Raw genomic sequence first — 23,704 nt, forward strand, 5'->3', positions numbered from 1 at the left:
GTCGGGGCCGGCCCCGACCCTGAGGCGCTGCTACTGCTCGGAGATGCGGACCTGCACCTGGCGGATGCGCACCAGCACCCGCGCGCGCAGGTCCGAGGGGGCGGACTCGCTGCACGCCCGGGCGACGACCGACTTCACGGTGCGCTGGAGGTCGTACTTCTGCAAGCACGGACCGCACTCGTCCAGGTGCTCCTGGACCGCACTGCAGTCGGCGTCGTCAAGCTCGTTGTCGAGGAAGTAGACGATCCTCTCGAGGTAGTCCGCACAGTCGTCGGCGTGCTCGTGGCTCATCGGACGGTCCCCTTCTCCACAGTGCTGGCCGGCAGGAGGTCGTTGTCACGCACGTAGTCGCTCAGCATGTCCCGCAGCTGGCGACGTCCCCGGTGCAGTCGCGACATGACCGTCCCGATCGGGGTGTCCATGATCTCGGCGATCTCCTTGTAGGGGAAGCCCTCGACGTCGGCGAGATAGACCGCCAGCCTGAACTCCTCGGGGAGCCGTTGCAGGGCGTCCTTGACCTGCGAGTCAGGCAGGTGTCCCAGCGCCTCGGTCTCGGCCGACCGGAGGCCGGTCGAGGTGTGGGACTCCGCGCGCGCCAGCTGCCAGTCCTCGACGTCCTCGGACATCGACTGCTGCGGCTGGCGCTGCTTCTTGCGGTAGGTGTTGATGAACGTGTTGGTGAGGATCCGGTAGAGCCACGCCTTCAGGTTCGTCCCGGGACGGTACTGGTGGAAGGCCGCGAACGCCTTGGCGTAGGTCTCCTGGACCAGGTCCTCGGCGTCCGTGGGGTTGCGCGTCATGCGCATCGCGGCGGAGTAGAGCTGGTCCAGGTACTGCATGGCCTCGCGCTCGAAGCGCTCGGTGCGTTCGGCGTCGGTCTCTTCGGAGAGGGATTCAGTCATCGCGTCCCAGACTAGCGTCGTGGGGGCTTCGGGCAGAGTTGCGAGCACACAATCGCCAACGTCGACTCACCCGAGTTGATTCCCCGCGACCTCGCGGACGATCCACTCCAGGGTGCACTGCACCACGATGCCCAGGGCCTCCTCCTGGCTGATCCCGGCACGCCTGGGCACCTTGAGCCCGTGGTCCGCCGAGGGCACCACGCACAGGTCGACGCCCTCGGGGAACTCCTCCGGCGTCCCGAAGGCGTCCCGCTCGCCCTGGACCACCAGCGTGGCCAGTCCGACGCCGAGGAGCTCCGCCACCCGGCTCTTCTCGGGCCGCCCCGGCGGGTGCAGCGGGAAGGACAGCGCCAGGCAGCCGTTCGCACCCAGTCGGCGCGCCGTGCGGGCAGCGGACCGGGCCCCGGCGGACCTCCCGCCCACCACGAGCGGCGTACGCACCCGGAGCTGGTTGGCGGCGGCCTCCAAGGCGATGTCCAGGGTCGGCGGCGCCGTGGCCACCTTGCGCCCGGCTCGGCGCCAGGGCTGCTCGAAGAGCACCACCGTGACCCCCTCGCGCGGCAGCTCGGCGGCGAGTGCCGCGAGGTCCTCGGACTCGATCCCCCCGCCCGCCCCGTGGCTGAGCAGCAGGGTCGCCACCGGCCGCCGGGACCGGTGGGTGACCAGTCGCCCCTCCCCCTGCGGCGTCGCGACCAGTCGCTCCACGGCGCTCATGGCGTTCCCGGCGCGGGCAGGTCCAGGACCTCGGGATCCAGCCCCTCGACGTCGCTGAGCGGGAGGGGCTCGAGCAGCTCCGGTCCGTTGTTGCGCACGTTGCCGACCAGCGGGCGCACCGGGTAGGCCTCCAGCAGCCCGGGGGCGGCCGGGGCCAGCGCCCGGCGGAGCTGCTCAGCCCCCGAGACCGCCCGGTCCAGCCACAGGTCGCGGTGCTCGGGCGACACCATCAGGGGCATCCGGTCGTGGATGTGCCCCAGGGAGTCCTCGGCCCGGGTGGTCAGCACCGTGCACGTCCAGCGGAACCGCTCGGGGTCGTCCTCGGCGCGGGCCGGGTCGCGCCAGATCTCGTAGAGCCCGGCCATCGCCAGGATCCCGTGGTCGCGCGGCCGGATGAAGAACGGCTGCTTGCGAGGCTTGCCCGCCGGGGTCAGCACCGAGGTCGGGTACCACTCGTAGTAGCCGTCGGCGGGCAGCAGGCACCGACGCGCGGCGAACGCCTTGCGGAACGCCGGCTTCTCGGCCACCGTCTCCACCCGGGCGTTGATCATCCGGTTGCCGATCGAGGGGTCCTTGGCCCACGAGGGCACCAGGCCCCAGGTCAGCGTCCTGAGCTGCCGCTCGTCGCGTTGCAGCACGGCGTAGACCTCCTTGGTGGGCGCGACGTTGTAGTCCGCGTCCAACGGCTGCGCCGTCCTGTTCGCCACCACCTCGAACTCCTCGAGCAGGTCTTCGGGACGCCGACTGGAGGCGTAACGGCCGCACATGTGCCTCAGCCTAGACGTCGCGGGGAGCCGCCTCAGTAGGCTTGCCCGATGACTTCCCTGCGAGAGCGGACCGCCGAGCCGTGGCAGGCGCCGCGCGCCACCGACCCCGTGGACCTCACCGTCTCGCTCCCGGGCAGCAAGTCGATCACCAACCGGGCCCTGGTGCTGGCCGCCCTGGCGGAGGGACCCAGCACCGTCCGCCGCGCGCTGCGCTCCCGGGACACCACACTGATGGCGGACGCACTGCGCGCGCTGGGCGCCGAGATCGACACCACGGGCGAGGACTGGACGGTGGCGCCCGGACCCCTGCTCGGCGCCGGCCGGATCGACTGCGGACTTGCCGGCACCGTGATGCGTTTCGTCCCGCCGGTCGCGGTCCTCGCGCACGGCAGCACTCACTTCGACGGGGACCCGCACATGCGGACCCGCCCGGTGGGCGAGGTGCTGCGCGCGCTGCGCGCCCTCGGCGCCGAGGTCGACGACGGCGGACGTGGCGCCCTCCCCTTCTCGGTGCGCGGCACCGGGCGGATGCCGGGTGGCCAGGTGGAGCTCGACGCCTCCGCATCGTCCCAGTTCATCTCCGCGCTGCTGCTCGCCGGTGCTCGCTACGAGGCGGGCGTCGACATCCTGCACACCGGCAAGCCCGTCCCCTCGCTGCCGCACATCGAGATGACCCTGACCATGCTGCGTGCCCGCGGCGTGGACGTCGACGACTCCGACACCGACCGCTGGCAGGTGCGCCCCGGACCGGTGCACGCGGTGGACCAGGTCGTGGAGCCCGACCTCTCCAACGCCGCGCCGTTCCTGGCGCTGGCAGCCGTCTCGGGCGGCCGCGTGGTGGTGCGCGACTGGCCGCGCGAGACCGACCAGGCGGGCGACGCGCTGCGGGAGATCCTCTCCCGGATGGGCTGCCGCGTCACGCACACCGACGACGGCCTCGAGGTGGTGGGCACCGGCGGCCTGCACGGCGTGGACCTGGACCTGCACGACGTCGGTGAGCTCGCCCCCGCGGTGGCCGCCCTCTGCGCGCTGGCCGACTCCCCCTCGCACCTGCGGGGCATCGAGCACATCCGGGCCCACGAGACCGACCGCCTGGCCGCCCTGGCCACCGAGCTCGGTGCGCTCGGCGCCGACGTCGTGGAGCACCGGGACGGGCTCTCGCTGCGTCCCGCGGTCCTGCACGGCGGGCTGTTCCACACCTATGCCGACCACCGGATGGCCCACGCGGGGGTGATCCTCGGCGCCGCCGTCGACGGTGTCCTGGTCGAGGACATCGCCACCACCGGCAAGACCTTTCCGGGTTTCGCCGAGACCTGGTCCGGCCTCCTGTGACGCGGAGCTGGGCCGCATGAGCCGGCGCTACGACGAGACGGACCAGGAGCACTACGAGCGCCCCCGGCGCCGTACCCGGCCCAGGACCAAGGAGCGCCCGTCCTACGACGACGCCGTCGACGCCGTGGTGGTCACCGTGGACCGGGGCCGCTTCACCCTGCTGCTGGACGGGCGGCGGGTGATGGCGATGAAGTCGCGACCCCTGGGCCGCAAGGGGGTGGTCGTCGGGGACCGGGTCCGCGTGGTCGGTGACGTCTCGGGCGCCGACGGCTCCCTGGCCCGCATCGTGGAGGTCCATCCCCGCACCACGACCCTGCGGCGCACCGCCGACGACGACGACCCGGTCGAGCGGGTGATCGTGTCCAACGCCGACCAGCTGGTGGTGGTCGCGGCGCTGGCGGACCCCGAGCCCCGGCCCCGACTCATCGACCGTGCCCTGGTCGCGGCCTACGCGGCCGGGATGTCCCCGCTGCTGTGCCTGACCAAGGCGGACCTGGCGGACCCCGAGACACTGCTGTCGACCTACCGATCGCTGGGCGTGCCGTGGGTGGTCACCGAGCGGGGCGGAGACCTGAGCGTGGTCCGCGAGCGCCTCGAGGGCCGGACCAGCGTCCTGGTCGGTCACAGCGGGGTGGGCAAGTCCACCCTCGTCAACGCACTGGTGCCGCTGGCCCGTCGCGAGGTCGGACACGTGAACGCCGTGACCGGACGAGGGCGACACACCTCGACCTCCGCCTACCTGCTGGAGCTGCCCGGCGGGGCCGGCTGGATCATCGACACCCCGGGCATCCGTTCCTTCGGGCTGGCCCACGTGCGGCCCGAGCAGCTGATCGAGGCCTTCCCCGACCTCGACGAGATGACCGAGGACTGTCCCCGCGGGTGCACCCACGGACGCGGTGAGCCCGAGTGCGGCCTGGACGTCGCCCTGGCGGCGCACCACGCCGACCCCGACCGGGTGGACTCGTTCCGCCGGCTGCTCGCCGCCCGGGAGCGCTCCAGCGACGAGTGAGGCCGTCCGCCGAAACCACTCGACCCTCCGCAGCGGGGCCTACGGGGAATAGCCTGTCCCCCATGCCCATCACCGGTCCCGGCTCGCAGGACTACACAGACGACCTCCGGCTGGCGCACGTGCTCGCCGACGATGCCGACTCCCTCACCGCGGCCAGGTTCAAGGCGCTGGACCTGCACGTCATGAGCAAGCCGGACCTCACCCCGGTGACCGACGCCGACGCCGGCGTCGAGGACGGCATCCGGCGCACCCTGTCGCGCGCTCGCTCGCGCGACGCGGTGCTGGGCGAGGAACGTGGTTCCAGCGGGCACAGCCAGCGTCAGTGGATCGTGGACCCCATCGACGGCACCAAGAACTTCGTGCGCGGCGTCCCCGTCTGGGCCACCCTGATCGCCCTGTCGGTGGACGAGGAGGTGGTGCTGGGGGTCGTCTCGGCTCCCCAGCTCCAGCGGCGCTGGTGGGCCTCGAAGGGCAACGGAGCCTGGACCGGGCGCTCGCTGCTCAAGGCCACTCGCTGCGAGGTCTCCGACGTACGCCGGCTCGAGGACGCCTCGCTCTCCTACAGCTCCCTGTCGGGCTGGGACGAGCGTGGCCGCCTCGAGGACTTCGTCTCGCTCTCCCGGCGCTGCTGGCGCACCCGGGCCTACGGCGACTTCTGGTCCTACATGCTGCTGGCCGAGGGTGCCGTCGACCTGGCCGCGGAACCGGAGCTGGAGCTCTACGACATGGCGGCGCTGGACATCATCGTGCGGGAGGCGGGCGGCAGGTTCACCTCGCTCGCCGGGACCGACGGACCCTGGGGCGGCAACGCCCTGGCCTCAAACGGCCACCTGCACGAGGCCGCGCTCTCCTTCCTCGGCACCTCCCCCGACGACGCGTCCGACCCCGACTCGGCTCGACCGGGCCCCGGGTCGGTGCACACGCTGCGCCGACGTCCGCGGGAGTGAGGGGGCGACCCGCCCAGGATCCACCGACGGCCGGCGGGGCTGTTCACGGGCACTCCCGGCGCACTAGCGTGTGGGCCCGGGCCCTTCATCGGAGGTATTGATGCGCATCAGCGACGTACTCAGGCAGAAGCCGACCCAGGACATCATCAGCGTCCAGCCCCAGGCGTCGGTCCGCGACCTGGTCGCCCTGCTGGCCGAGCACAACGTGGGGGCCCTGGTGGTCAGCGCGGACGGCAGCTCCCTGGACGGCATCGTCAGCGAGCGCGACGTGGTGCGCCAGCTCGGCCGCGACCCCGGGGTGCTCGACCGGGACGTGGCCTCCATCATGACCCGCGACGTCCACACCTGTGAGGGCGACCACCCGGTCGACGAGCTGATGGAACTGATGACCCGCCAGCGCGTGCGCCACGTGCCGGTCCTCAGCAACGGCGCGCTGGTCGGGATCATCAGCATCGGCGACGTGGTGAAGTCCCGCATCGGCGAGCTCGAGTTCGAGCGCGACCAGCTCGACAGCTACGTCCACGGCAGCTGAGGCTCCCGGCACCCCGACGTCCTGCGCCCTCCGCCTAGGATTCAGGCCCACACCGCCGACCGCCCGACCCCGGGCGCCGCGCACGAGAGGCAGGCACCACATATGCAGAAGCCCGAAGTCGACCCGCACCTGGGCGACGCGCCCACCGACCTCGAGGTCACCGACCTGGTCGAGGGCGACGGCACCGAGGCCAAGACCGGCAGCACCGTCTCGGTGCACTACGTCGGCGTGGCCCACTCCACCGGCGAGGAGTTCGACGCCTCCTACAACCGGGGCGCCCCGCTGCAGTTCCGGCTCGGCATCGGCCAGGTCATCGCCGGCTGGGACCAGGGCGTGTCGGGCATGAAGGTCGGCGGTCGTCGCCGCCTGGTCATTCCCCGCACCTGGCCTACGGCGACCGCGGGGCCCCCGGCGCGATCGCGCCCGGCGAGACCCTGATCTTCGTGGTGGACCTGATCGACGTCAACTGACCCCGAGGCCCGTGGCCCGGAGTCTCACCAGCGCTGTCACTCGCGCTGTCACCAGGGCAGGTTGTCGGGGACGTCGCCCGTGGCGACCCTGACGACCTGCCCGCCGACGGCGACCTCGTCACCGGGCACGAGCTGACGTCCCCGGCGGGTCTCCAGCTCACCGTTGACCCGCACCGCGCCGCTGGCCAGCAGCGGCCTGGCCTCGGAGCCGTGGTCCACCATGTTGGCCAGCTTGAGGAACTGCCCGAGCCGGATCGACTCGTCGCGGATCGAGACATCCATCGGCTCCGGTGCTTGCGAGGTCATGCCTCCATGCTCCCAGACGACTCCCCTGCGGCCACCCTCAGTGGCCGCTGAGCACCGCCACCGTGTGGATCAGCACCCCGACCAGGCCGCCGACGATCGTCCCGTTGATCCGGATGAACTGCAGGTCCCGCCCCACGTGCAGCTCGATCTTGCGGGCGGCCTCGTGTCCGTCCCAGCGCTCGATCGTGTGGGTGATCACCGCGGTGATCTCCGTGCCGTACCTGTCCACGACGAAGACGGCGACGTCCGCCGCGGTGTGGTCCAGCCGCTCCCGCAGCTCGACGTCCTCACCGAGTCGGTCGGCGAACGCGGAGAGCTCGGCGAGCAGCCGTTCCCGCACCGCGCCGTTGGGGTCGCGCATCGAGGTGAGCAGCGCCCGACGCAGTGCGTTCCACAGTGACACCGAGGTGGCGCTGACCTGCTGGTGGTCCAGCAGCCGCTCCTTGAACCGTTCCGCCCGCTCCTGGGTGGCGGGGTCGAGCAGCAGGTCCTGGGCCAGCTGGGCCAGCATCGAGTCCAGCGCCTCGCGCGCCTGGTGCTGCGGGTCCTCCCGGACGTCCTCCAACCAACGGATCGCCTCCAGGTGCACCCTGGTCGTGACCACCTCGGTGAGCCGCGACGGGGTCCACCACGGAGCACGGGCCGAGAGCACCTCGGTGAAGGTCTCGGGGTTCTTGACCAGCCACCGGTGCAGCTCCTCCAGCCCCAGGTCGACCAGCCCGTGGTGCAGGTCGTCTCGCACCACCTCGGTGAGCAGCGTCCCCGCCAGCGGCGCGATCGGCTCCTCCCGGAAGCGCGGGACCAACGCCTGGGTCACGAAGTCGGACACGTGCTCGTCGCGCACCTTCGCCAGCCCGATGGCCGCGACGTCGACGAACTCGTCCACCACCCGGCGCGCGTTGGCCGGCTCGCCGAGCCAGGTCCCGACCCTGGCCGAGATCGAGGCGTGCGCGACCCGCTCCCGGATGATGTCCTCCTGGAGGAAGTTCTCCCCCACGAACTCCTCCAGGCCCCGTCCGAGCTCGTCCTTGCGCTTGGGGATCAGCGCCGTGTGAGGCACCGGGATGCCGAGCGGGTGCTTGAAGAGCGCGGTGACGGCGAACCAGTCGGCGATGGCACCGACCATGGACGCCTCAGCACCAGCGTTGACGAAGCCCCAGAAGCCGTCCTGTCCCAAGGTGAGGACGTAGACGACCGCGGCGAGCGCGAGCAGCGAGACCGCGAGCGTGCGCATCCGGCGCAGCCCGCGCCGGCGCGCCTCGTCGGCTTCCGGTGCGGGTGTGAGAATCGCGATGGCGGGCGCGGGTGCGGGGGTGGGGGCGTCGGTGTTCATCGTGGTCATCCTCCCAGTGCGTGCCAGAATGCCGCCATGTCTCGCACCGTCATCACCTTCGGCACCTTCGACGTCTTCCACGTCGGTCACCTCCGGGTGCTCGAGAGAGCCGCCGAGCTCGGCGACCGTCTGGTCGTCGGAGTCTCCGCAGACGCCCTGAACGAGCGCAAGAAGGGCAGGGTCCCGGTCTTCAGCCAGGCCGAGCGCCTGGCCATCGTCGGGGCGCTGAAGGTCGTGGACCAGGTCTTCGTGGAGGAGAGCCTGGAGCAGAAGCGGGACTACATCCTCGAGCACGCTGCCGACGTCCTGGTCATGGGCGACGACTGGGCCGGCAAGTTCGACGAGTTCTCCGACGTGTGCAAGGTGGTCTATCTCACTCGTACGCCGGCGATCTCCACCACTGCCATCATCGAGCACATCGCCGATCTCTAGGGTCTCCACGTAGCCTGTTCACGCATCACTGCTGAGTCCCTCGCCCGAGGACTGCCCACCACGGAGGGAACGAATGTCTTGCCGCGTCTTGCTGCCGTCGCTCTTGCGACCGGTCTGACCCTGGCGCTGCTGTCGCCCGGCACAGCGTTCGCCGACGAGGCCGAACCAGCGCCACCCGCACCCGCCGCTCCTGAGCTCCAGCTGGCTCAGGACGTCCTGGGTGGAGAGACCACGGAGGCGGTCGACGGGGACGAGCGCGACGCCACGATGGTGCTGCGCGACCTGTGGCTGGCCCGGCCGACCATGTCGGCGGCCGAGCGCAGGTCCGCCGACGCCCTGCTGGCGCGGCCCACCATCCCGGGCAAGGACGCCTACGTCTCCTACCAGCCCGACACCCCCACCAGCACCGAGTGCAGCCAGCGCATCTGCGTCACCTACGTGACCACCACGCAGGACCGGTCGACCCCCGGGTGGGCCGCCCAGGTCCTGTCCACCATGGAGTCGGCCTGGACCCGCGAGGTCGACGAGCTCGGCTACCGCGCTCCCGCCCCGGACGGCGACGCCGGTGGCGACTCCCGCTTCGACGTCTACCTCGCCGACGTCTCCAACCAGGGGCTCTACGGCTACTGCGCGCCCGAGTCGGCCGTGCCGGGCGAGCCGGCCCGAGCCCAGGCCTACTGCGTCCTGGACAACGACATGGCCGGCTTCGCCAAGGGTCCTCTCGCGAGCCTGCGCGTCACCGCCGCGCACGAGTTCTTCCACGCCATCCAGTTCAACATCGACTCTCGCGAGGACCAGTGGTTCATGGAGGCGAGCGCCACCTGGATGGAGGAGCAGGTCGCGGGCGAGATCAACGACAACCGCCAGTTCCTGAAGTCGGGCCAGCTCGGCACGCCCTCGCAGCCGCTGGACACCTACTCCACCGACCTGTCGATGTACGGCAACTGGATCTTCGTCCAGCGCCTGGCGCAGTCCTTCGGGGTCGACGCGGTCCGCTCGGTGTGGCAACGCCTCGATGCCAGCGTCGGCAAGCGCAACCTCTGGTCGCTGCGCGGGGTCCGCAGCTACCTGCGCTCCCAAGGTGCGGCGTGGCCCAAGTTCTACTCGCAGTTCGCGGAGTCGAACCTCACGCCCCGCCGCTCCTACGAGGAGGGGAAGACCTACCGGGCCACGAAGGTCGCCCGCCGCCTCTTCCTCTCGGCCAAACGGCCTCGAGCCTCCCTCAACCCCGGCCTGCGTCACCTGACCTCGCACACCGTGCGGATCAAGGCGGCCCGGTCGCTGCCCCGCAGGACCCGCCTGGTCGTCAACGTCAAGGCCAAGCGCGGTGGCGCGGCCGACCCGGTGGCGCGACTGCTGGTCTACAAGAAGTCGGGCAAGCTGTCCCGGGTCAACATCAAGCTGGACCGCAAGGGCCGGGGCCAGCAGCGGGTCAGCCTGGACCGCAGGAAGGTCCGCAAGGTCGAGCTGGTGCTGAGCAACGCATCGCTGCGCTACCGCGACTGCGGCTCAGGCACTGCCTGGGCCTGCGGCGGCCGGCCGCGCGACGACGACCAGCGCTTCCACGTCGTGGTGCGCGCCGTACGTTGAGCGAGAGCGTTGGGACCGGGGCGCCAGCCCCGGTCCCAACGCTCTTTACTCAGGAGACCGCAGGGCTGGTGCCGAAGCGCTCCCAGACCCGGTGGGTCTTCATCAGCTCCAGCAGACCGGCCACCACGGTCTCGGCGTCGTCCCCGGAGACCACGCCCGCCGATCCGGCGACGCCGGCCGCGTCGAGCAGCTGGGCACCCGTGCCCCAGGCGCCGATCGCCTTGGAGTGCCGGAAGCACTCCTGGACCATCATGATCGCGCGCGCATCCGCGGCGACCCCGGGTGCGCCGGCCTTCTCGTCCCGCGCGGTGAGCGCGTCCGGCGCGGGCACCGGGGTGCGCGCCACGAGCACGGCGTCGAGCTCGACCGAGCGTCCGGTGGCGAGGGTGCGCTGCACCGGCAGCCCACCGATCATCCCGCCGTGCGGGCCGACCAGGAACGGGACCATTCCGGCGGCCCGGATCGCGGTCTGCACCCCGGCGACGTCGGCGAGGTCGTCGTCGTCACCCACCAGGATCCCGATGATGCGGCCGTCCAGCGGCCACGTCTCCCCCACCTGCGAGAGCGCCGGGCTGGGCTCGACTGCGGCCAGCTCCTCGGTGGGCGCCGGTGCCGGGAGACCCAGTGCGGTCGCGACCTCCTGGCAGAGCACCGGGTCGATGTTGGCCAGGCACTGCAGCTGGCGCTCCTTGACCGCCTGCTCGTAGCACTTGCCGAGCTCGAAGGAGTAGGCCCGGATGATGTGCTCCTTCTCCACCGGGGTCATGGACTGCCAGAACAGCCGCACCTGGCTGTAGTGGTCGTCGAAGGTCACCGGGTTGGCACGCACCTTGGTGGCCGCTGCGATCGTCGCGGCCGCGTCCACGAACGCACGCGTCTGCTCCTCGGTCAGGTCCGCGCCCGCCTGGAACGGGCAGCCGCCGTCCAGCGAGTTCGGCTTGTACGGCGCCACGCCCGAGTGCACGGCCTGCTGGTGGAAGCCGTCACGCAGCATGTCGTTGACCGGGGCGTGGGCCCGGTTGATCGGGATCTGGTTGAAGTTCGGCCCGCCCAGCCGGGTGAGCTGGGTGTCGACGTAGGAGAAGAGCCTCGTCTGCAGCAGCGGGTCGTCGGTGAAGTCGATGCCGGGCACCACGTGACCGACGTGGAACGCGACCTGCTCGGTCTCGGCGAAGAAGTTCGTGGGGTTGCCGTTGAGCACCAGCCGGCCCAGCGGCTGCACCGGCGCCAGCTCCTCCGGCACGATCTTGGTCGGGTCCAGCAGGTCGATACCCGCAAACATCTGGTCGGGCTCGTCCGGGAAGACCTGCACGCCCAGCTCCCACTCGGGGAAGGCACCGGACTCGATGGCGTCGTACAGGTCGCGACGGTGGAAGTCGGGGTCGATGCCGTTGATCATCTGCGCCTCCTCCCAGGTCAGGGAGTGCACGCCGAGCTTGGGCTTCCAGTGGAACTTGACCAGCGTCGTCTCACCGGCGGCGTTGATCAGGCGGAAGGTGTTGACACCGAAGCCCTCCATCATCCGGTAGGAACGCGGGATCCCGCGGTCGGACATGTTCCACATGGTGTGGTGCTGCGCCTCGGTGTGGAGCGAGACGAAGTCCCAGAAGGTGTCGTGGGCGCTCTGCGCCTGCGGGATCTCCCGGTCCGGGTGCGGCTTGGCGGCGTGGATGACGTCGGGGAACTTGATGCCGTCCTGGATGAAGAAGACCGGCATGTTGTTCGCCACCAGGTCCCACACGCCTTCGTCGGTGTAGAACTTCGTGGCGAAGCCCCGGGTGTCGCGCACGGTGTCGGAAGATCCGCGCGAACCCAGCACGGTGGAGAAGCGCACGAAGACCGGGGTCTCCTTGCCCTTGGCGAAGACCCCTGCCATCGAGATGCCCTCTGCCGAGCCGTAGCCCTCGAAGACCCCGTGGGCGCCGGCCCCGCGGGCGTGCACCACCCGCTCCGGGATGCGCTCGTGGTCGAAGTGGGTGATCTTCTCCCGCATGTGGTGGTCCTGGAGCAGCGTCGGCCCACGCTCCCCCGCCTTCAGGGAGTGGTCGGTGTCGCGCAGCCGGGTGCCGGTCGAGGTGGTCAGGTAGGCACCCTGCTGGGTGCGGTCGGCCGGCTTGCCGACGCGGCGACCCGTGGCGGTGCCGGTCTCGGGAGCGCTCTGGTCGGGCTTGGGCGGCAAGGGCTCCCGAGGAGCGGTGGGCTCCTCCAAGGACGGGGGCTCGACACCGGGCGCGCCGGGGATCTTGGGTGCTTCGTTCTTGTCCAACACGAGTACGTGTCCTCCTGGGGGTGGGCTGGAACGGCGTTCGTACCCATTCGCCCCGCAGAACTCACCTCGTCGGCACCAGCGGGCTGTGCCGCTAGGCCGAGCGGATGATCGTGAACACCCGGTCGAGGCTGGTGACGCGGAAGACCTGGAGCAGGCGCTCGTCGTCGCACCGGATGGCGAACGAGCCCTTCAGGGCGTGCGTCCGGCGCCGGGCACTGATCAGCGTGCCGAGCGCGGTGGAGTCCAGGAAGGTGGTGTGGTTGAGGTCGACCACGATGTGCACCTTGCCCGCGAGCACCAGCTCATGGATGGACTCGCGAAGATGACGGTGGGTCGCGACGTCCAGCTCGCCACGGGGAGTGACCACGTGCAGACCCTCCGCGTCCGACGCGGTGTCGACCGTGAATTCCGGCACCTTGGCTCCTTGACGACCGTTCACCCAGAGATTTTCGGGCACGATATCAAGCAGGTGTTCGATTACTGAGACGCACGCGCCCGGCGTGCGAGGGCGGGCTCGAGCCAGGGCCGCGAACTAGGAGGAGCCGAGCGACTCCGCGACCTCGCGGCGCAGCACCTTGCCCATGGGGTTGGTCGCCAGCTCCTCCACGAACACCACGCGCCGGGGCACCTTGTAGCCGGTCAGGGCCTGCCGTGCGTGTGCGCGCAGGTCCTCCGGCTGCAGGTCGACGCCGTGCTCCAGCACCACCGCGGCGACCACCTGCTCGGTCCCCTCGTCGTCGCGGACCCCCACCACCGCTACGTCGAGGACCCCGTCGTGCGTCCGGATCGCGGCCTCGACCTCGGACGGGTAGACGTTGAAGCCACCGGTGATGATGACCTCCTTGATGCGGTCCACGATCGTCAGGAAGCCGTCGGGCGACATGGTGACCACGTCCCCGGTGCGGAACCAGCCGTCGTGGAAGGCTGCCTCGGTCTCGTCCGGCAGCCCGCGGTAGCCGGAGAACACCTGGGGTCCCCTGACCAGCAGCTCGCCCCGCTCCCCCGGCGCCACGACGCGGTCCAGGTCCTCGGGGTCGGCCAGCCTGATCTCCACGTCCGGGAAGGGGACGCCGATCGACCCGGGCCGCCGCGAGGAGGTCATCGGGTTGCCCACGATGACGGGCGAGGTCTCGGTGAGTCCGTAGCCCTCGACCAGCAGCCCTCCGGTCGCCGTCTCCCACCGCTCGACGAGCGCGGACGGCAGCGGCATCGCGCCGGAGAGGCCGTAACGGATCCCCTTGATCGAGGTCCCCCGGCGCTCCGCCTCGTCCACGATCCGCTGGTAGAGCGGCGGGACCGCCGGCACGAAGCTGGGCACGCCGCGCTTGATCGCGTCCATGATCAGATCGATGTCGGGCTTGGGCAGCAGCACCAGCTTGGCCGCCAGGGAGATGCCGAGCAGCACACTCACCGTGACGCCGTAGGCGTGGAACAGCGGGAGCGGCACCAGAAAGGTCTCCGTCCCCTCCGCCAGCCCCGGCACCCAGGCCTGGCCCTGCAGCACGTTCGCGACCAGGTTGCGGTGGCGCAGCGGCACCCCCTTCGGCCGGCCGGTGGTGCCCGAGGTGTACAGCAGCAGGGCGACGTCGTCGGCGCTCGGCCGCGGGTGCGCCGGGTCCACGGGCGGCGAGGACAGCAGCTCGTGCCACGGCAGCGCGCCGGGCGCCGGGCTCGTCAGCTGCTCGCGGGCGGCCCTCGCCTTGGCGATGGGCAGCCGCAGGGCGAGCCGCTTCAGCGGCGGCAGCTCGCGGGTCAGGTCGACCGCGACGACGTGCTCCAGCGCGGAGCCGTCCCGCAGCTCCTCCACCACGGGCACGACCTTGTCCCAGACCACCGCGACCCGAGCACCGTGGTCGGCGAAGGCCGGCCGGAGCTCGCCGGCGGTGTAGAGCGGGTTGTGCTCCACGACGGTGGCCCCCAGGCGCAGCACGGCGAAGAACGCGACGACGTTCTGCGGGCAGTTCGGCATCACCAGCGCCACGTTGTCGCCGGGGCCGACGCCGAGCCTGCTGAGTCCGCCGGCAACCCGGCGTACCGCCTCGTCAAGCTCGCGGTAGGAGGTGGTGGCCCCCAGGAAGTCGAGGGCGGGTCGGTCGGCGTGCCGCTCGACGGAGCGCTCGAGCAGGTCGAGCACGGTGGTGTCGCCGTAGTCGAGGTGGAGCGGGACCCCTGGGCCGTACGAGTCAGCCCACGCGGGCTCCTGAGCCGACATCGGTGGCCTGTCCTCCTTCTGCGCTGCGTGGCCGGGCAGCCGACGCTGCCACCACGCTACAGAGTCAGGTCAGGTTCTGAGCGAGCCGGGCCACCCCCCAGTAGAGGGGGAACCCCAGGACCTCCGCCAGCTCGTCGTCCCCCGCCTCGGCGGCCCCGACGGCACTGCGGTAGGCCGCCGCCAGGGCGACGGCGTCGGCGTGGCCCCGGAGTCCGAAGGGATCCACCAGGCGCTGCAGCGTCACCCACAGCTCATCGGGCAGCGACAGCTCCACTGCCCGCCGCTCGCGCTCGGAGAGCTGCTCCCAGGCGTGGACCACCGCCCGGACCGCCGAGACGTGGCGCGGCCGGTTCGTGCCGGGCGGGGCCGGACGTCGTACGGCGAGCTGCTGGGGGGGATGCACGCGCCACACGCTAGGCCGACCTCACGCCCGGCACGGGCGGAACCGGGCAACTCCTGGCCGTCGGTCTGGACCAGCGAGGCGGGAGCGAATCAGAGCAGGTGCCTCAGAGGAACCGGCCGCAGTACGGCCAGGGCGAGCGGCCCCGCGACTTGTGCAGGATCTTGGCGCGCGTGGTCTGCTCCGCCGCAGACGCCTGGGTCGGCGTGCCGCGGCCCCCGACGCTGCGCCAGGTGCCGATGTCGAACTGGTAGAGGCCGTAGTAGCCGGCGGCATTCACGGCCCGCGGGTTCCCGCCGGACTCGCACTTGGCCAGCGCGGTCCAGTTGAGGCCGTCGGAGGCCGCTACCGGGGCGGCCTTGCGGCCCACCAGGACGCGGCGGGGCTTGGCGGCCCGCACCGTGGTGCGCGAGACGACCCGCCTCTTGACCACGTCCCCGTTGTGCCGGGTGCGGGCGATCTTGACCCGTCGTACGCCGGGGCGGCCGGTCGAGACGACCTTGCGGCGACCCGGCTTCAGCGAGGTGACCGACACGGTCACCGTGCCCGGGGCGATCCTGACCCGGCGGATCACCGAGTCCTTCTTGACCCGGATGACCTTGACGGTGTCGCCCTGGCGCAGGCGACGCCGGTCGCCCTTGACGTGCCGGCCCTTGCGGACGACGTCGATCAGGTCGTCGCGGTCCACCTTCACGCCGTGGCTGGACAGCATCGTGGCAGGCCAGACCTGCTTCGGGGTGGCCACCTTCTCGGCGGCGCGGTCGGCGACCTTGAGCCGGACCGGGACCTCCACCGCGGCGTCGGCCGCGGTCGGGGTGGCAGCGATGGCGCTGCCCGGGACCAGGCTGACGGCGACGGCCGCAGCGGTGGCTACCACCGTGGTCCGGGTGAGCTGGCGCAGGGCGCCGTGATGACGAATGGGTGCACGCACGTGCAATACCTCGTTTGCTTCTCTTCGCCCACGTACGGGCGATCGGACGCAACGCCGCAGGAATGGGGCGCTGAGGCCACGGCGACCCAGTCCTCGGTCAGGCATTCAGGTGGCCCGCGCGGCTACGACGAACGCTCCCTCCGGACCCCGGAGTGGACCCGGGCTGGGGCTACGAACGCGCCGTGCCGCGGCCACCGCGGCTCTTCGAGTTGAACGCCCCGGGCGGCCAGAAGTCGAATCGGGGTCCCGGCCCCAGGCGTGGGGGGTGAGGGGGTTCACATCCTGCGGCCCTATCACGACCGCCCGGCGCCCGGGGCCCCGGGTCGGCTCCGGGGACGACGGGGCGCCGCACTCCCCGGCTGGTCAACCGGCGTTCTCGACCTCGGTGATGGCGTGGATCGCGGAGAGATGGGTCGAGGTGTGCTTGGTGATCACCAGCAGCTGGTCCATGTGCGGCTCCAGGCCGGTCACCTTGTCCAGGGGCACCCCGATCACCAGCTGGAAGCCCAGCCCGCGCCAGGCGCGGACGGCTCGCCCGGCGAACTCCGAGTCCGCCTTGACGAAGCCCTCGTCGAGGAAGACCGGTGCGAAGCGGGGCCGCGAACGCATCTCGTCGCCGAGCCGGAACCTCAGGGCGGAGCCGATGATGAAGGCGACCAGCTCCTGGCTCTCACCACCGCTCTTCTCCCCCAGCGTCCGGTAGGTGGCGCGCAGCTCCCCGGTCAGGCGGTCGTAGCGCTCGGCACTCACCTCCACGTGCCGGCGTACGTCGAGCAGCCGGTCGCGGTCGGCGCCGCCCTCGGGGCCCGATCCCGGCTCGGGTCGACGCAGCTGGTCCATGAACCGGCTCAGGGAGCGGAAGCGGGCTGTCATCTGCTCCTCGTCCAGCTCCCCGGACGGAGGGCGGGAGAGGTCCCGCAGGTCGCGCAGGAAGGCCTGCACGTGCGCCGGGGCGAGACGACGGAGCCGGATCCGCAGCCGGTCCTTCTCGGCACCGAACTCGAGCTTGCGCAGGATGGCGTTGATCGGTTCCAGCCGGTCCTCGATCTCCTCCACCGACGACGACATGGCGCCCGCCAGCGGGACCAGGTCCTGGCCGCTCCACTCGGTGAGGCGACGGCGCCACTCCCCGCGCCGCTGCGCCAGCCCGGTCTCGGCGATGCCGGTCAGGATGCGGGCATAGTCGGAGTAGGACTCCGGGCCGGTACCGAGGTTGGGGTCCTCCCACTGCAGCTGGTAGGCCCGGAAGATGGCGGTGAGCTCCCGCTCGGCGTGCTCCGCCTCGACCTGGGCGCTGGCGACCGCACCGGTGAGCCGGGCCTGGAGTCGCGCGGAGTTCTCGTGGAAGCGCGCCAGGTCGCTCGGGTCGTCGGGGGCGCAGGCCGCCGCGAACTCCTCGTCCAGCCGGGTCGCCTGCTCCGGCGTGAGGACGGGGTCCCCACGCCGCACGACGCGTTCCAGCTCGTCGCTGACCTGGTCCTCGGACTCCACCAGGTCGCCGTGCTCCCGCTCCAGGACACGGGTCCGCTCCTCCAGCCGGAAGCGGTGAGTCCGTGCCTCCTCCAGGGCGGACTCCACCTCGGCCATCTGCTGCTCGGCGGTGCTCAGCTGGTCGTCGGCGCCCAGGATCTCGGCTCGACGTCGCTCCAGGTCGGCGATCCGGGCGTCGCAGGAGAGCACGTCGAGGTCGTGGTACCCGTGCCCGCCCACCGCGGCGTACGCCGTCCGGTGCAGGTCCAGCACCCGCGCCCGGGACTCCACCTCCCGCAGCTCCTCGTCCAGCGCGGCCAGGGCGGCCTCGAGGGAGGCCAGCTCGCGGTCCACCTCGGCCAGCGCCTCGGCGTTGCTGAAGCCGATGATGTTGCGCCGCTCCCCCCGGCCGTGCGAGCCACGTCGCCCCGAACGGGTCTGACCCGCCAGGGTGACCCGGAGACCGTCGCCGACCAGCCCGTCCGCGGACTCCACGCACAGCGCGTTGCGCGACGGGTCGGCCACGTGGCGCTGCACCCAGCCCAGGAACGGGGAGTCCCGGAAGACCAGCTTGCCCGCGACGTGAGCGCCGTCGGTGGGTGCCGCCGGCTCCAGGTGCTGCTCGGCGCCGACGAAGGTCAGCCGGCCGCGCAGGTGCACGTCGTCGATGGCGGCGGAGAACTCCTCCAGCCGGTCCAGCGGCACCAGCAGCTGGCGCGCGGCCCCGCCCAGCACCGTCTCGACGGCCAGCCGCCACCGGGACTCCGCGGGTGCCAGGTCGACCAGCTCGGCGACGAAGGGCAGCTCCTCGGTGCTGAGGCCGCTGGCCCGGGCCACCTCCGCGCGCAGTGCGTGCAGCTGCTCCGGGACCCGCCCGAGCGTCCCTCCATGGAGGCCCGCTCCGCCTGCAGCTCGGTACGGCGAGCCATCAGCGGGTAGCGCGAGGCCATGACCTCGTCACGCCGGTCCCGCAACGACGCGGCAGCGGCGGGGTGCTCGGCGAGCCAGCGCTCGGCGCGGGCGATCAGCTGACCGAACCCGGCACGTGACTCCAGTGCGTCGGCGACCGGCTCCGGGCCGGTCGCCGGCCCCGGCACCAGCAGGGGGGCCAGCCGCTCCAGCAGCGCACCGCGCCGGGCCACCCGCTCGGCCCGACGCGCCTGCTCCCGCTCGATCTCGCCGGCCAGCCGCTCCAGCGTGGCGCCGCCCGCGGCCCGGTGCCCCTGCTTGGCGGCCTCCAGCTCCTCCTCCAGCGCGCCCACCGTGCGCACGCTGGCCCGCAGCTCGTCGGCAGCCTGCGCCCGACCGATCCGGTTGGCCTGGACGGCTGCCTCGAGCAGCGCCGAGTGGGTGCGCAGCAGCCACAGCCGCACCGGGCTGTCCCCCGGGGCCGTGACGCCGAACGCGTCGAGCTCCTCGGCCCGGGCGCGCGCGGCCGACCGGCGCTGGTGCAGCTCGGGGATCGGGGCGAGCAGCTCCTGCTTCTGCTCCTCGGTGCGCATCGCGCGGTACGCCGACTCCAGGTCGTCGAAGTGCTCGACGGCGCGGTCCGCGGCCGCGAAGGTCGCGGGCCGCTCCAGCACCATGTCCTTGTACAGCTCGTCCACGCTGCGCACCTGGTTGCCGGCCTGGATCCGGGCCAGGAGTCGGAGCGCCTTCGCGCCGTCACCGTTAGCGCCGATGCCCAGCCGGGCGTGGAGCAGCGCGGCGAACTCGGCGTAGGTCCGGTGCACCCGAACGCCCGGGTAGAGCTTCTTCAGCGTGTTGGCGTGGAAGCGGTCGGGCACGGCGGCCTCGAGGGTGCCCAGGTCGACGGGGGCGTCGATCGTCGCCAGCTGCATCGCCACGTCCGCGGACCGGGTCGCCCGGCGCGGGACGTAGTAGGTGCGCAGGACGGTGAAGCGGCGCTCCTCGTCGTTGACGAAGGTCATGGCGATCGCGCCCCAGGTGTCGCCGCTGCGTCCGCGCAGCAGCGACTCCACCGGGCGCCCGGTGCGGGGATCGTCCACGACGTCCACGGCACCGCGCAGGTAGGACAGCAGGTTGCGCTGTCCCACTCCTCGGGCCCGGCCGGCCACCGCGTCGTTCGAGGCACCGTTGAACTTCGCGTCCGAGGGCATCATCAGTGCGGTGTAGGCGTCGAGCACGGTGCTCTTGCCGACGCCGGAGGCGCCGGAGATCATCGTGGAGTCGGCGCGGAGGTCCACGGCGGCGCGGCCGGAGAAGCCGCCCCAGTTGACCAGCTGGAAGAGCTCGGCCCGCCACTGCAGGGTGTCGTCGGTGGGGTTCGCGACCAGCTCGTGCGCGAAGAGCCCCGGCGCCCAGCCGTCGTCGCCACCGTCCAGGTGGGCGCCGGCGTGGGCCAGCCCGTCGGACTCCGCATCGACGACGGTCACGGGCTCGCTCGGCACGCTCATTCGTCTTCGTCCCTGTCCTCGTCGTCGTCCAGATCCAGGTCGTCGGCCTCGGCCGGCGGCCCGTCGAAGAGTCCCTCGTCCGGCCGGGGCGGCTCGGGCTCGTTACCGCGCCGCAGCTCCTCCAGCAGCACGGTGAGCAGCTCCAGGGGCAGCAGGGACTCCACGGCCTCGCTGATCTCGAAGCGGTCGTCGTTGGGAGCGCCGATCAGCAGACCGGACTTCGCGACGCTGGCCACGGCGCTCCGCGCCCGCCTCTCGACGCCCGCAAGGTCGGTCGCGTGGGCGGGTGCGAATCCGGCGACATGCTCCACGACGTCCTCGCGGTCGACGTACGCCCGCCCCTCGCCGGCTGCTGCTGCCGCCCGGTAGCGGTCCCGGAGATGGACCAGGACCACTGTCTCCTCCCGGCTCCACGCGGTGTCGTGGAGCAGGGTCGGGAAGCGGTCGCCCGCCTCGGGGACGGCCTGGCGCTTCCACGCGACCTCACGCACCCGGTCGACCCGCAGGTCCAGGAACAGGTCGTTGAGCCGGGACCTCAGGATCCGCTCGTTCTCCATCAGCACCTGCCACACCCGGGGGTGGGTGCGAGCACTGATGAACCTCTGCTTGAGCAGCGTGACGAGAGCCCGTCGCACGGAGTGCTCCAGTCCCCCCTCGTCGCCTTCGAAGAGGGAGACCGAGTCGGCGTCCCCGATCTCCTCGTCCAGGTCCTCGTCCAGGTCCTCGTCCAGGTCCTCGTCCAGGCCCTGGGTGTCGACGGTGCTCATGAGTCCTCCAGCGGGGCGGCGAGGTCGGGGGCGGGCAACGGCACCCGCGGCACCGCGAAGGTGCGCTGCGAGCCGTCAGGTCGGAAGGTGCGGTAGTGCTCGCGGTCCGCGTCGGGTGTCAGGTCGAGCTCGGCGGCCAGGTGCAGCAGGCCGAGGATCTCCACGGGACGCCGCAGCGCCTCGTCCAGGGAGCCGAAGACCTCGCCCAGGGAGGTCGCCGGGTCCGGCGACCCCATGGCCGCCTCGAGCCGCTCCCTCAGCAGCGGCAACGACGGGCCGCCCTGGGCGATCAGCTCGCCGTAGGAGGGGGGCTGGGCTGTCTCGCTGGCCACCTCCGCGAGCCGGGCGGGGGCCACGTCGTCGGCCGGGTCGTAGAACCGCTCGCGGAAGTGCTCGACCTCCACCCGGGCCGGGAGCAGCGGCAGCTCGAGGGTGGCGCGCGGACCGGTGCCGGACAGCCACCCCATCAGCTCGGACTCGATCTGTCGCAGCGTCTGTTCCAGCTCACGGTCGCGGGCGGCGTCGTGCGAGACGATGTAGTCCTTGAGCGTGGAGGTGACCCGGGACCGCTGGGAGAGCACCCGGTCCAGCCCGTCGCGGATCAACCGCACCGTCCCTCGCAGCTCCGCGCGGTCGGACTCGGCGAGCAGCCCTCCGGCGAGCGGGTGGTCCAGCAGGGCGTTGATGTCCTCGCGCAGGCGGGCCACCATCGCGTCGTCGCGCAACAGGGCGAAGGCCCCTTCGAAGGCACGCCCCTCGGGCGTGGCGGTCATCAGTGCGTCCGCCCGGGCGAGATAGGCGTCGACGACCTCACCGGCGGGCCTGTTCTCCGCGCGGAACGAAGCCAGGATCTCTCCGCGGATCTCGGCGAACCGCTCCTCCACCCGGGCGAAGTCGCTGGGCAGCGCGGAGATGAGCAGCTGCAGCTCGGTGAAGCCCTCGACGAGGTAGTCCGTCGAGGGTGGCTCCAGCTCCTCGCCGTCGACGAGACGGTCACGTTCGGCGCTCATCCGGGCGATCTCGGCGTTGAGGATCTCGACCCGGGTCGTGCGGTCCGGGTTGACCTCGCCGTTGAAGCGGCGAACCGCGGTCAGGATGGTGGCGACCCGGTGCTCACTGAGGGTGGCCCGATCCCGGGAGAGCGTCTTGACCAGCTCGAGCGCCTGCTGGGCGTGAGAGGTCAGGCTGTAGACCTCCTGGCCGGACTCGTCCAGCGCCCGCACCAGCCACTGGCCACGCATCCACCGCTGGCACACCTCGCGTCCGCTGCCCGCCGGGAGCTCGGTCTGCCCGGCACGACGCAGCTCGGAGAAGTGGCTCTCCACCTGCGTGTGCAGCCTGCTGGTGGGAACCGGCCGGTTGTCCCGGCCGAAGGCGGTCCGGAAGACCGCGATCACCACGGGCGCCTGGCGCTGGTGCAGCAGGGTCAGGGTCGGCTGCTCGAAGGCGGCACGCGCCCGCACCAGCTCGCCCACCACCTCGCTCATCGACGATCCCTCTCAGCTCTACCGGTCCGCACCACGCCGTCCGGGTCGGAAGGCGCGGCCAGACAGCATCCCACCGGCGCGCGACTCGTCCGCGCACGGGGCACCGCCCGCCCGTCTGATCGTCGACGGATTGGGTACCGACGAGCCATGGAGCACTCCACCGACAGCGACCTCGCCCCCGCTCGACCACCGTCGAAGGTCTCGGGCCTGCTCTACGGCCTGGGCCTGGGCGGATTCGTCGACGGCATCGTGCTGCACCAGATCCTGCAGTGGCACCACATGATCAGCCACGAGGAGCCGACCGACACCGTGGCCGGGCTGGAGCTGAACACCCTGGCGGACGGGTTCTTCCACGTCGCCGCCTGGTTCCTGGTGCTGGCCGCCTCGATCGCCGCGATCGTCGCCTGGCGGCAGGGGCGTCTTGCGCCCAGCTGGAGCTTCCACTTCGGGCTGGTGCTGGCGGGATGGGGCATCTTCAACGTCGTGGAGGGCCTCGTCGACCACCAGATCCTCGGGGTCCACCACGTCCGGGACGATCTGGGTGCCCCGCTCTCCTGGGACCTGGGCTTCCTCGCCTTCGGTGTCCTGCTCACGGTGGGCGGGTGGCTCCTGCACCGCCATGGCGTCCGGGCGATGGAGGTCAGCAGTCCGGGCAGAGTGCCATCGTGAGGGTCGCGCCGTCCGCCGAGCGAGGCGAGCGCTGCAGCACGGGAAGTCGAAGCCGGGCCTGGTTGCGCTCGAGCAGGCCGGCCGCCAGCGTCACCAGACCGAGCCCGCTCAGGAGACGGGCGCCGAGGTGCTTCCCAAGAGCCGGCAGCAGCACGTCCTGCTCGTCCCGCTCGAGCGCCTGACACAGCTCCACCAGACGGTCGCGGACCCGATCCCACTGCGTGGCCGTCACCGATCCGGCCTCGAGCCGCGCGAGCAGCTCAGCCAGCTCCGCGTGCTCCTGGTGCGCCTGGAGGACCAGGGCCTCCCCGAAGGGCACCGTCCTGCGGGCCACCGGCCACAGGATCTGATCGGCCAGGAGCAGCTTCCACGACAGCGCACGGCGGAACGCTCCCAGCGCCTCGTCCTGGTCGTGACCAGGTGCGCGGGGCAGCCGGGCGAGCAGCGTGCTCAGCTCGACGTCGAGTCCGGGTCGGTGCTCGACGACCGAACGGTTCAGGTGCAGGTGCTCCGGATCTGACAGCGTCGTCATGGCTTTCCTTCTCCGTCCCAGGTCGCCGGACGGCGGGGCGTAGGTCGAGCGGTTCGGGCGGCACGGGCACGACCACCGAGGAGTCGCTCACAGGTACCCCGGCTTTCAGCGGCCCATGCGGGCGCGAAGCGGCCGCCCGTGTGCCCTGCAACACATGCCGGCTCTTTGGGCAGAGCCTGAGGGCCCGGGACGTGGCAACCTCTTGCCCCTGCCCGG

Annotated in this window: 23 protein-coding genes and 1 pseudogene; 8 read left to right on the forward strand and 16 right to left on the reverse strand. The window is 71.8% G+C overall.

Features of this window, described 5'->3' with window-relative positions:
- Window positions 1-30 precede the first annotated feature (30 nt).
- From rsrA to C0R66_RS12385, 4 genes are all read right to left on the reverse strand, one after another.
- On the reverse strand, window positions 31-291 hold the full coding sequence (gene rsrA / locus C0R66_RS12370; RefSeq protein WP_101524951.1) for a mycothiol system anti-sigma-R factor: 261 nt from the start codon (window positions 289-291) through the stop codon (window positions 31-33).
- Window positions 288-902 carry a sigma-70 family RNA polymerase sigma factor gene (locus tag C0R66_RS12375; RefSeq protein WP_101524952.1) on the reverse strand — a complete coding sequence of 205 codons (615 nt, stop codon included), beginning with the start codon at window positions 900-902 and terminating at the stop codon, window positions 288-290. The genes rsrA and C0R66_RS12375 overlap by 4 nt, the downstream gene beginning before the upstream one ends.
- A 66-nt stretch (window positions 903-968) precedes the next feature.
- A complete protein-coding gene (locus C0R66_RS12380) occupies window positions 969-1,616 on the reverse strand; it encodes an alpha/beta hydrolase family protein (RefSeq protein ID WP_101524953.1) in 648 nt (215 codons plus the stop codon).
- Window positions 1,613-2,383 (reverse strand): SOS response-associated peptidase, encoded by a 771-nt coding sequence (locus tag C0R66_RS12385; protein ID WP_101524954.1) that lies wholly within the window; start codon window positions 2,381-2,383, stop codon window positions 1,613-1,615. Before C0R66_RS12385 ends, C0R66_RS12380 begins: the two co-directional genes overlap by 4 nt.
- 48 nt (window positions 2,384-2,431) lie before the next feature.
- Between C0R66_RS12385 and aroA the strand changes: the two genes are divergently transcribed.
- The 5 genes and pseudogenes from aroA (at window position 2,432) to C0R66_RS12410 (ending at window position 6,673) form a co-directional block, all read left to right on the forward strand.
- Window positions 2,432-3,715: a 3-phosphoshikimate 1-carboxyvinyltransferase gene (gene aroA / locus C0R66_RS12390; protein ID WP_101524955.1), complete on the forward strand. Its 1,284-nt coding sequence runs from the start codon at window positions 2,432-2,434 to the stop codon at window positions 3,713-3,715.
- A gap of 16 nt (window positions 3,716-3,731) precedes the next feature.
- Complete coding sequence (gene rsgA, locus C0R66_RS12395; protein WP_101524956.1) at window positions 3,732-4,724, forward strand: ribosome small subunit-dependent GTPase A; 993 nt, start codon at window positions 3,732-3,734, stop codon at window positions 4,722-4,724.
- 62 nt (window positions 4,725-4,786) lie between these two features.
- A complete protein-coding gene (locus C0R66_RS12400) occupies window positions 4,787-5,671 on the forward strand; it encodes an inositol monophosphatase family protein (RefSeq protein WP_101524957.1) in 885 nt (294 codons plus the stop codon).
- 100 nt (window positions 5,672-5,771) lie between these two features.
- On the forward strand, window positions 5,772-6,203 hold the full coding sequence (locus C0R66_RS12405; RefSeq protein ID WP_101524958.1) for a CBS domain-containing protein: 432 nt from the start codon (window positions 5,772-5,774) through the stop codon (window positions 6,201-6,203).
- Between the two features lie 102 nt (window positions 6,204-6,305).
- Window positions 6,306-6,673: pseudogene (locus tag C0R66_RS12410) on the forward strand (FKBP-type peptidyl-prolyl cis-trans isomerase).
- Between the two features lie 48 nt (window positions 6,674-6,721).
- Here C0R66_RS12410 and C0R66_RS12415 read toward each other — a convergent pair.
- Together C0R66_RS12415 and C0R66_RS12420 are read right to left on the reverse strand one after the other, a co-directional pair.
- Window positions 6,722-6,979: an RNA-binding S4 domain-containing protein gene (locus C0R66_RS12415; protein ID WP_101524959.1), complete on the reverse strand. Its 258-nt coding sequence runs from the start codon at window positions 6,977-6,979 to the stop codon at window positions 6,722-6,724.
- 37 nt (window positions 6,980-7,016) lie between these two features.
- Window positions 7,017-8,312: a DUF445 domain-containing protein gene (locus tag C0R66_RS12420; RefSeq protein WP_101524960.1), complete on the reverse strand. Its 1,296-nt coding sequence runs from the start codon at window positions 8,310-8,312 to the stop codon at window positions 7,017-7,019.
- A gap of 36 nt (window positions 8,313-8,348) precedes the next feature.
- Between C0R66_RS12420 and C0R66_RS12425 the strand changes: the two genes are divergently transcribed.
- Entirely contained in the window at window positions 8,349-8,744 is a 396-nt protein-coding gene (locus C0R66_RS12425) for an FAD synthase family protein (protein ID WP_101524961.1), read from the forward strand.
- A 78-nt stretch (window positions 8,745-8,822) separates the two neighbouring features.
- On the forward strand, window positions 8,823-10,334 hold the full coding sequence (locus tag C0R66_RS12430; protein WP_101524962.1) for an MXAN_6640 family putative metalloprotease: 1,512 nt from the start codon (window positions 8,823-8,825) through the stop codon (window positions 10,332-10,334).
- Between the two features lie 49 nt (window positions 10,335-10,383).
- Here C0R66_RS12430 and C0R66_RS12435 read toward each other — a convergent pair whose 3' ends face one another.
- The 9 genes from C0R66_RS12435 to C0R66_RS12475 form a co-directional block, all read right to left on the reverse strand.
- Window positions 10,384-12,603: a catalase gene (locus C0R66_RS12435; RefSeq protein ID WP_101524963.1), complete on the reverse strand. Its 2,220-nt coding sequence runs from the start codon at window positions 12,601-12,603 to the stop codon at window positions 10,384-10,386.
- Window positions 12,604-12,694: 91 nt separating this feature from the next.
- Window positions 12,695-13,018 carry an STAS domain-containing protein gene (locus C0R66_RS12440; protein ID WP_199286665.1) on the reverse strand — a complete coding sequence of 108 codons (324 nt, stop codon included), beginning with the start codon at window positions 13,016-13,018 and terminating at the stop codon, window positions 12,695-12,697.
- Between the two features lie 117 nt (window positions 13,019-13,135).
- The gene (locus C0R66_RS12445; protein WP_101524964.1) at window positions 13,136-14,815 is read right to left on the reverse strand and encodes a long-chain-fatty-acid--CoA ligase; all 1,680 of its coding nucleotides are present in this window, start codon (window positions 14,813-14,815) and stop codon (window positions 13,136-13,138) included.
- 64 nt (window positions 14,816-14,879) lie between these two features.
- Window positions 14,880-15,218 (reverse strand): hypothetical protein, encoded by a 339-nt coding sequence (locus tag C0R66_RS12450; RefSeq protein WP_158648030.1) that lies wholly within the window; start codon window positions 15,216-15,218, stop codon window positions 14,880-14,882.
- A gap of 103 nt (window positions 15,219-15,321) precedes the next feature.
- On the reverse strand, window positions 15,322-16,146 hold the full coding sequence (locus C0R66_RS19555) for a resuscitation-promoting factor (RefSeq protein WP_114422189.1): 825 nt from the start codon (window positions 16,144-16,146) through the stop codon (window positions 15,322-15,324).
- A gap of 363 nt (window positions 16,147-16,509) precedes the next feature.
- On the reverse strand, window positions 16,510-17,733 hold the full coding sequence (locus C0R66_RS20180; protein WP_338418233.1) for an SbcC/MukB-like Walker B domain-containing protein: 1,224 nt from the start codon (window positions 17,731-17,733) through the stop codon (window positions 16,510-16,512).
- 521 nt (window positions 17,734-18,254) lie between these two features.
- A complete protein-coding gene (locus C0R66_RS19565) occupies window positions 18,255-20,033 on the reverse strand; it encodes an ATP-binding protein (protein WP_101524968.1) in 1,779 nt (592 codons plus the stop codon).
- Window positions 20,030-20,800 carry a DUF4194 domain-containing protein gene (locus C0R66_RS12470; protein WP_101524969.1) on the reverse strand — a complete coding sequence of 257 codons (771 nt, stop codon included), beginning with the start codon at window positions 20,798-20,800 and terminating at the stop codon, window positions 20,030-20,032. The genes C0R66_RS19565 and C0R66_RS12470 overlap by 4 nt, the downstream gene beginning before the upstream one ends.
- Complete coding sequence (locus C0R66_RS12475; RefSeq protein WP_101524970.1) at window positions 20,797-22,287, reverse strand: DUF3375 domain-containing protein; 1,491 nt, start codon at window positions 22,285-22,287, stop codon at window positions 20,797-20,799. Before C0R66_RS12475 ends, C0R66_RS12470 begins: the two co-directional genes overlap by 4 nt.
- A gap of 147 nt (window positions 22,288-22,434) precedes the next feature.
- Here C0R66_RS12475 and C0R66_RS12480 point away from each other — a divergent pair, with 147 nt between their 5' ends.
- Entirely contained in the window at window positions 22,435-22,956 is a 522-nt protein-coding gene (locus C0R66_RS12480) for a DUF2243 domain-containing protein (protein WP_101524971.1), read from the forward strand.
- On the opposite strand, the gene C0R66_RS12485 is transcribed toward C0R66_RS12480, so the two are convergent.
- Window positions 22,928-23,488 carry a hemerythrin domain-containing protein gene (locus C0R66_RS12485; protein WP_101524972.1) on the reverse strand — a complete coding sequence of 187 codons (561 nt, stop codon included), beginning with the start codon at window positions 23,486-23,488 and terminating at the stop codon, window positions 22,928-22,930. The genes C0R66_RS12480 and C0R66_RS12485 overlap by 29 nt on opposite strands.
- Window positions 23,489-23,704: the final 216 nt, after the last annotated feature.

Origin of the sequence: Nocardioides houyundeii, from assembly GCF_002865585.1 — a bacterium.
Lineage (GTDB): Bacteria > Actinomycetota > Actinomycetes > Propionibacteriales > Nocardioidaceae > Nocardioides > Nocardioides houyundeii.

Excerpts from the sequence above, each read along its gene's own strand:
- rsrA (WP_101524951.1), bottom strand. The coding sequence starts at position 291 with ATGAGCCACGAGCACGCCGACGACTGTGCGGACTACCTCGAGAGGATC.
- C0R66_RS12375 (WP_101524952.1), bottom strand. The coding sequence starts at position 902 with ATGACTGAATCCCTCTCCGAAGAGACCGACGCCGAACGCACCGAGCGC.
- C0R66_RS12380 (WP_101524953.1), bottom strand. The coding sequence starts at position 1,616 with ATGAGCGCCGTGGAGCGACTGGTCGCGACGCCGCAGGGGGAGGGGCGA.
- C0R66_RS12385 (WP_101524954.1), bottom strand. The coding sequence starts at position 2,383 with ATGTGCGGCCGTTACGCCTCCAGTCGGCGTCCCGAAGACCTGCTCGAG.
- aroA (WP_101524955.1), top strand. The coding sequence starts at position 2,432 with ATGACTTCCCTGCGAGAGCGGACCGCCGAGCCGTGGCAGGCGCCGCGC.
- rsgA (WP_101524956.1), top strand. The coding sequence starts at position 3,732 with ATGAGCCGGCGCTACGACGAGACGGACCAGGAGCACTACGAGCGCCCC.
- C0R66_RS12400 (WP_101524957.1), top strand. The coding sequence starts at position 4,787 with ATGCCCATCACCGGTCCCGGCTCGCAGGACTACACAGACGACCTCCGG.
- C0R66_RS12405 (WP_101524958.1), top strand. The coding sequence starts at position 5,772 with ATGCGCATCAGCGACGTACTCAGGCAGAAGCCGACCCAGGACATCATC.
- C0R66_RS12415 (WP_101524959.1), bottom strand. The coding sequence starts at position 6,979 with ATGACCTCGCAAGCACCGGAGCCGATGGATGTCTCGATCCGCGACGAG.
- C0R66_RS12420 (WP_101524960.1), bottom strand. The coding sequence starts at position 8,312 with ATGAACACCGACGCCCCCACCCCCGCACCCGCGCCCGCCATCGCGATT.
- C0R66_RS12425 (WP_101524961.1), top strand. The coding sequence starts at position 8,349 with ATGTCTCGCACCGTCATCACCTTCGGCACCTTCGACGTCTTCCACGTC.
- C0R66_RS12445 (WP_101524964.1), bottom strand. The coding sequence starts at position 14,815 with ATGTCGGCTCAGGAGCCCGCGTGGGCTGACTCGTACGGCCCAGGGGTC.
- C0R66_RS20180 (WP_338418233.1), bottom strand. The coding sequence starts at position 17,733 with ATGGCCGAGGTGGAGTCCGCCCTGGAGGAGGCACGGACTCACCGCTTC.
- C0R66_RS19565 (WP_101524968.1), bottom strand. The coding sequence starts at position 20,033 with ATGAGCGTGCCGAGCGAGCCCGTGACCGTCGTCGATGCGGAGTCCGAC.
- C0R66_RS12470 (WP_101524969.1), bottom strand. The coding sequence starts at position 20,800 with ATGAGCACCGTCGACACCCAGGGCCTGGACGAGGACCTGGACGAGGAC.
- C0R66_RS12475 (WP_101524970.1), bottom strand. The coding sequence starts at position 22,287 with ATGAGCGAGGTGGTGGGCGAGCTGGTGCGGGCGCGTGCCGCCTTCGAG.
- C0R66_RS12480 (WP_101524971.1), top strand. The coding sequence starts at position 22,435 with ATGGAGCACTCCACCGACAGCGACCTCGCCCCCGCTCGACCACCGTCG.
- C0R66_RS12485 (WP_101524972.1), bottom strand. The coding sequence starts at position 23,488 with ATGACGACGCTGTCAGATCCGGAGCACCTGCACCTGAACCGTTCGGTC.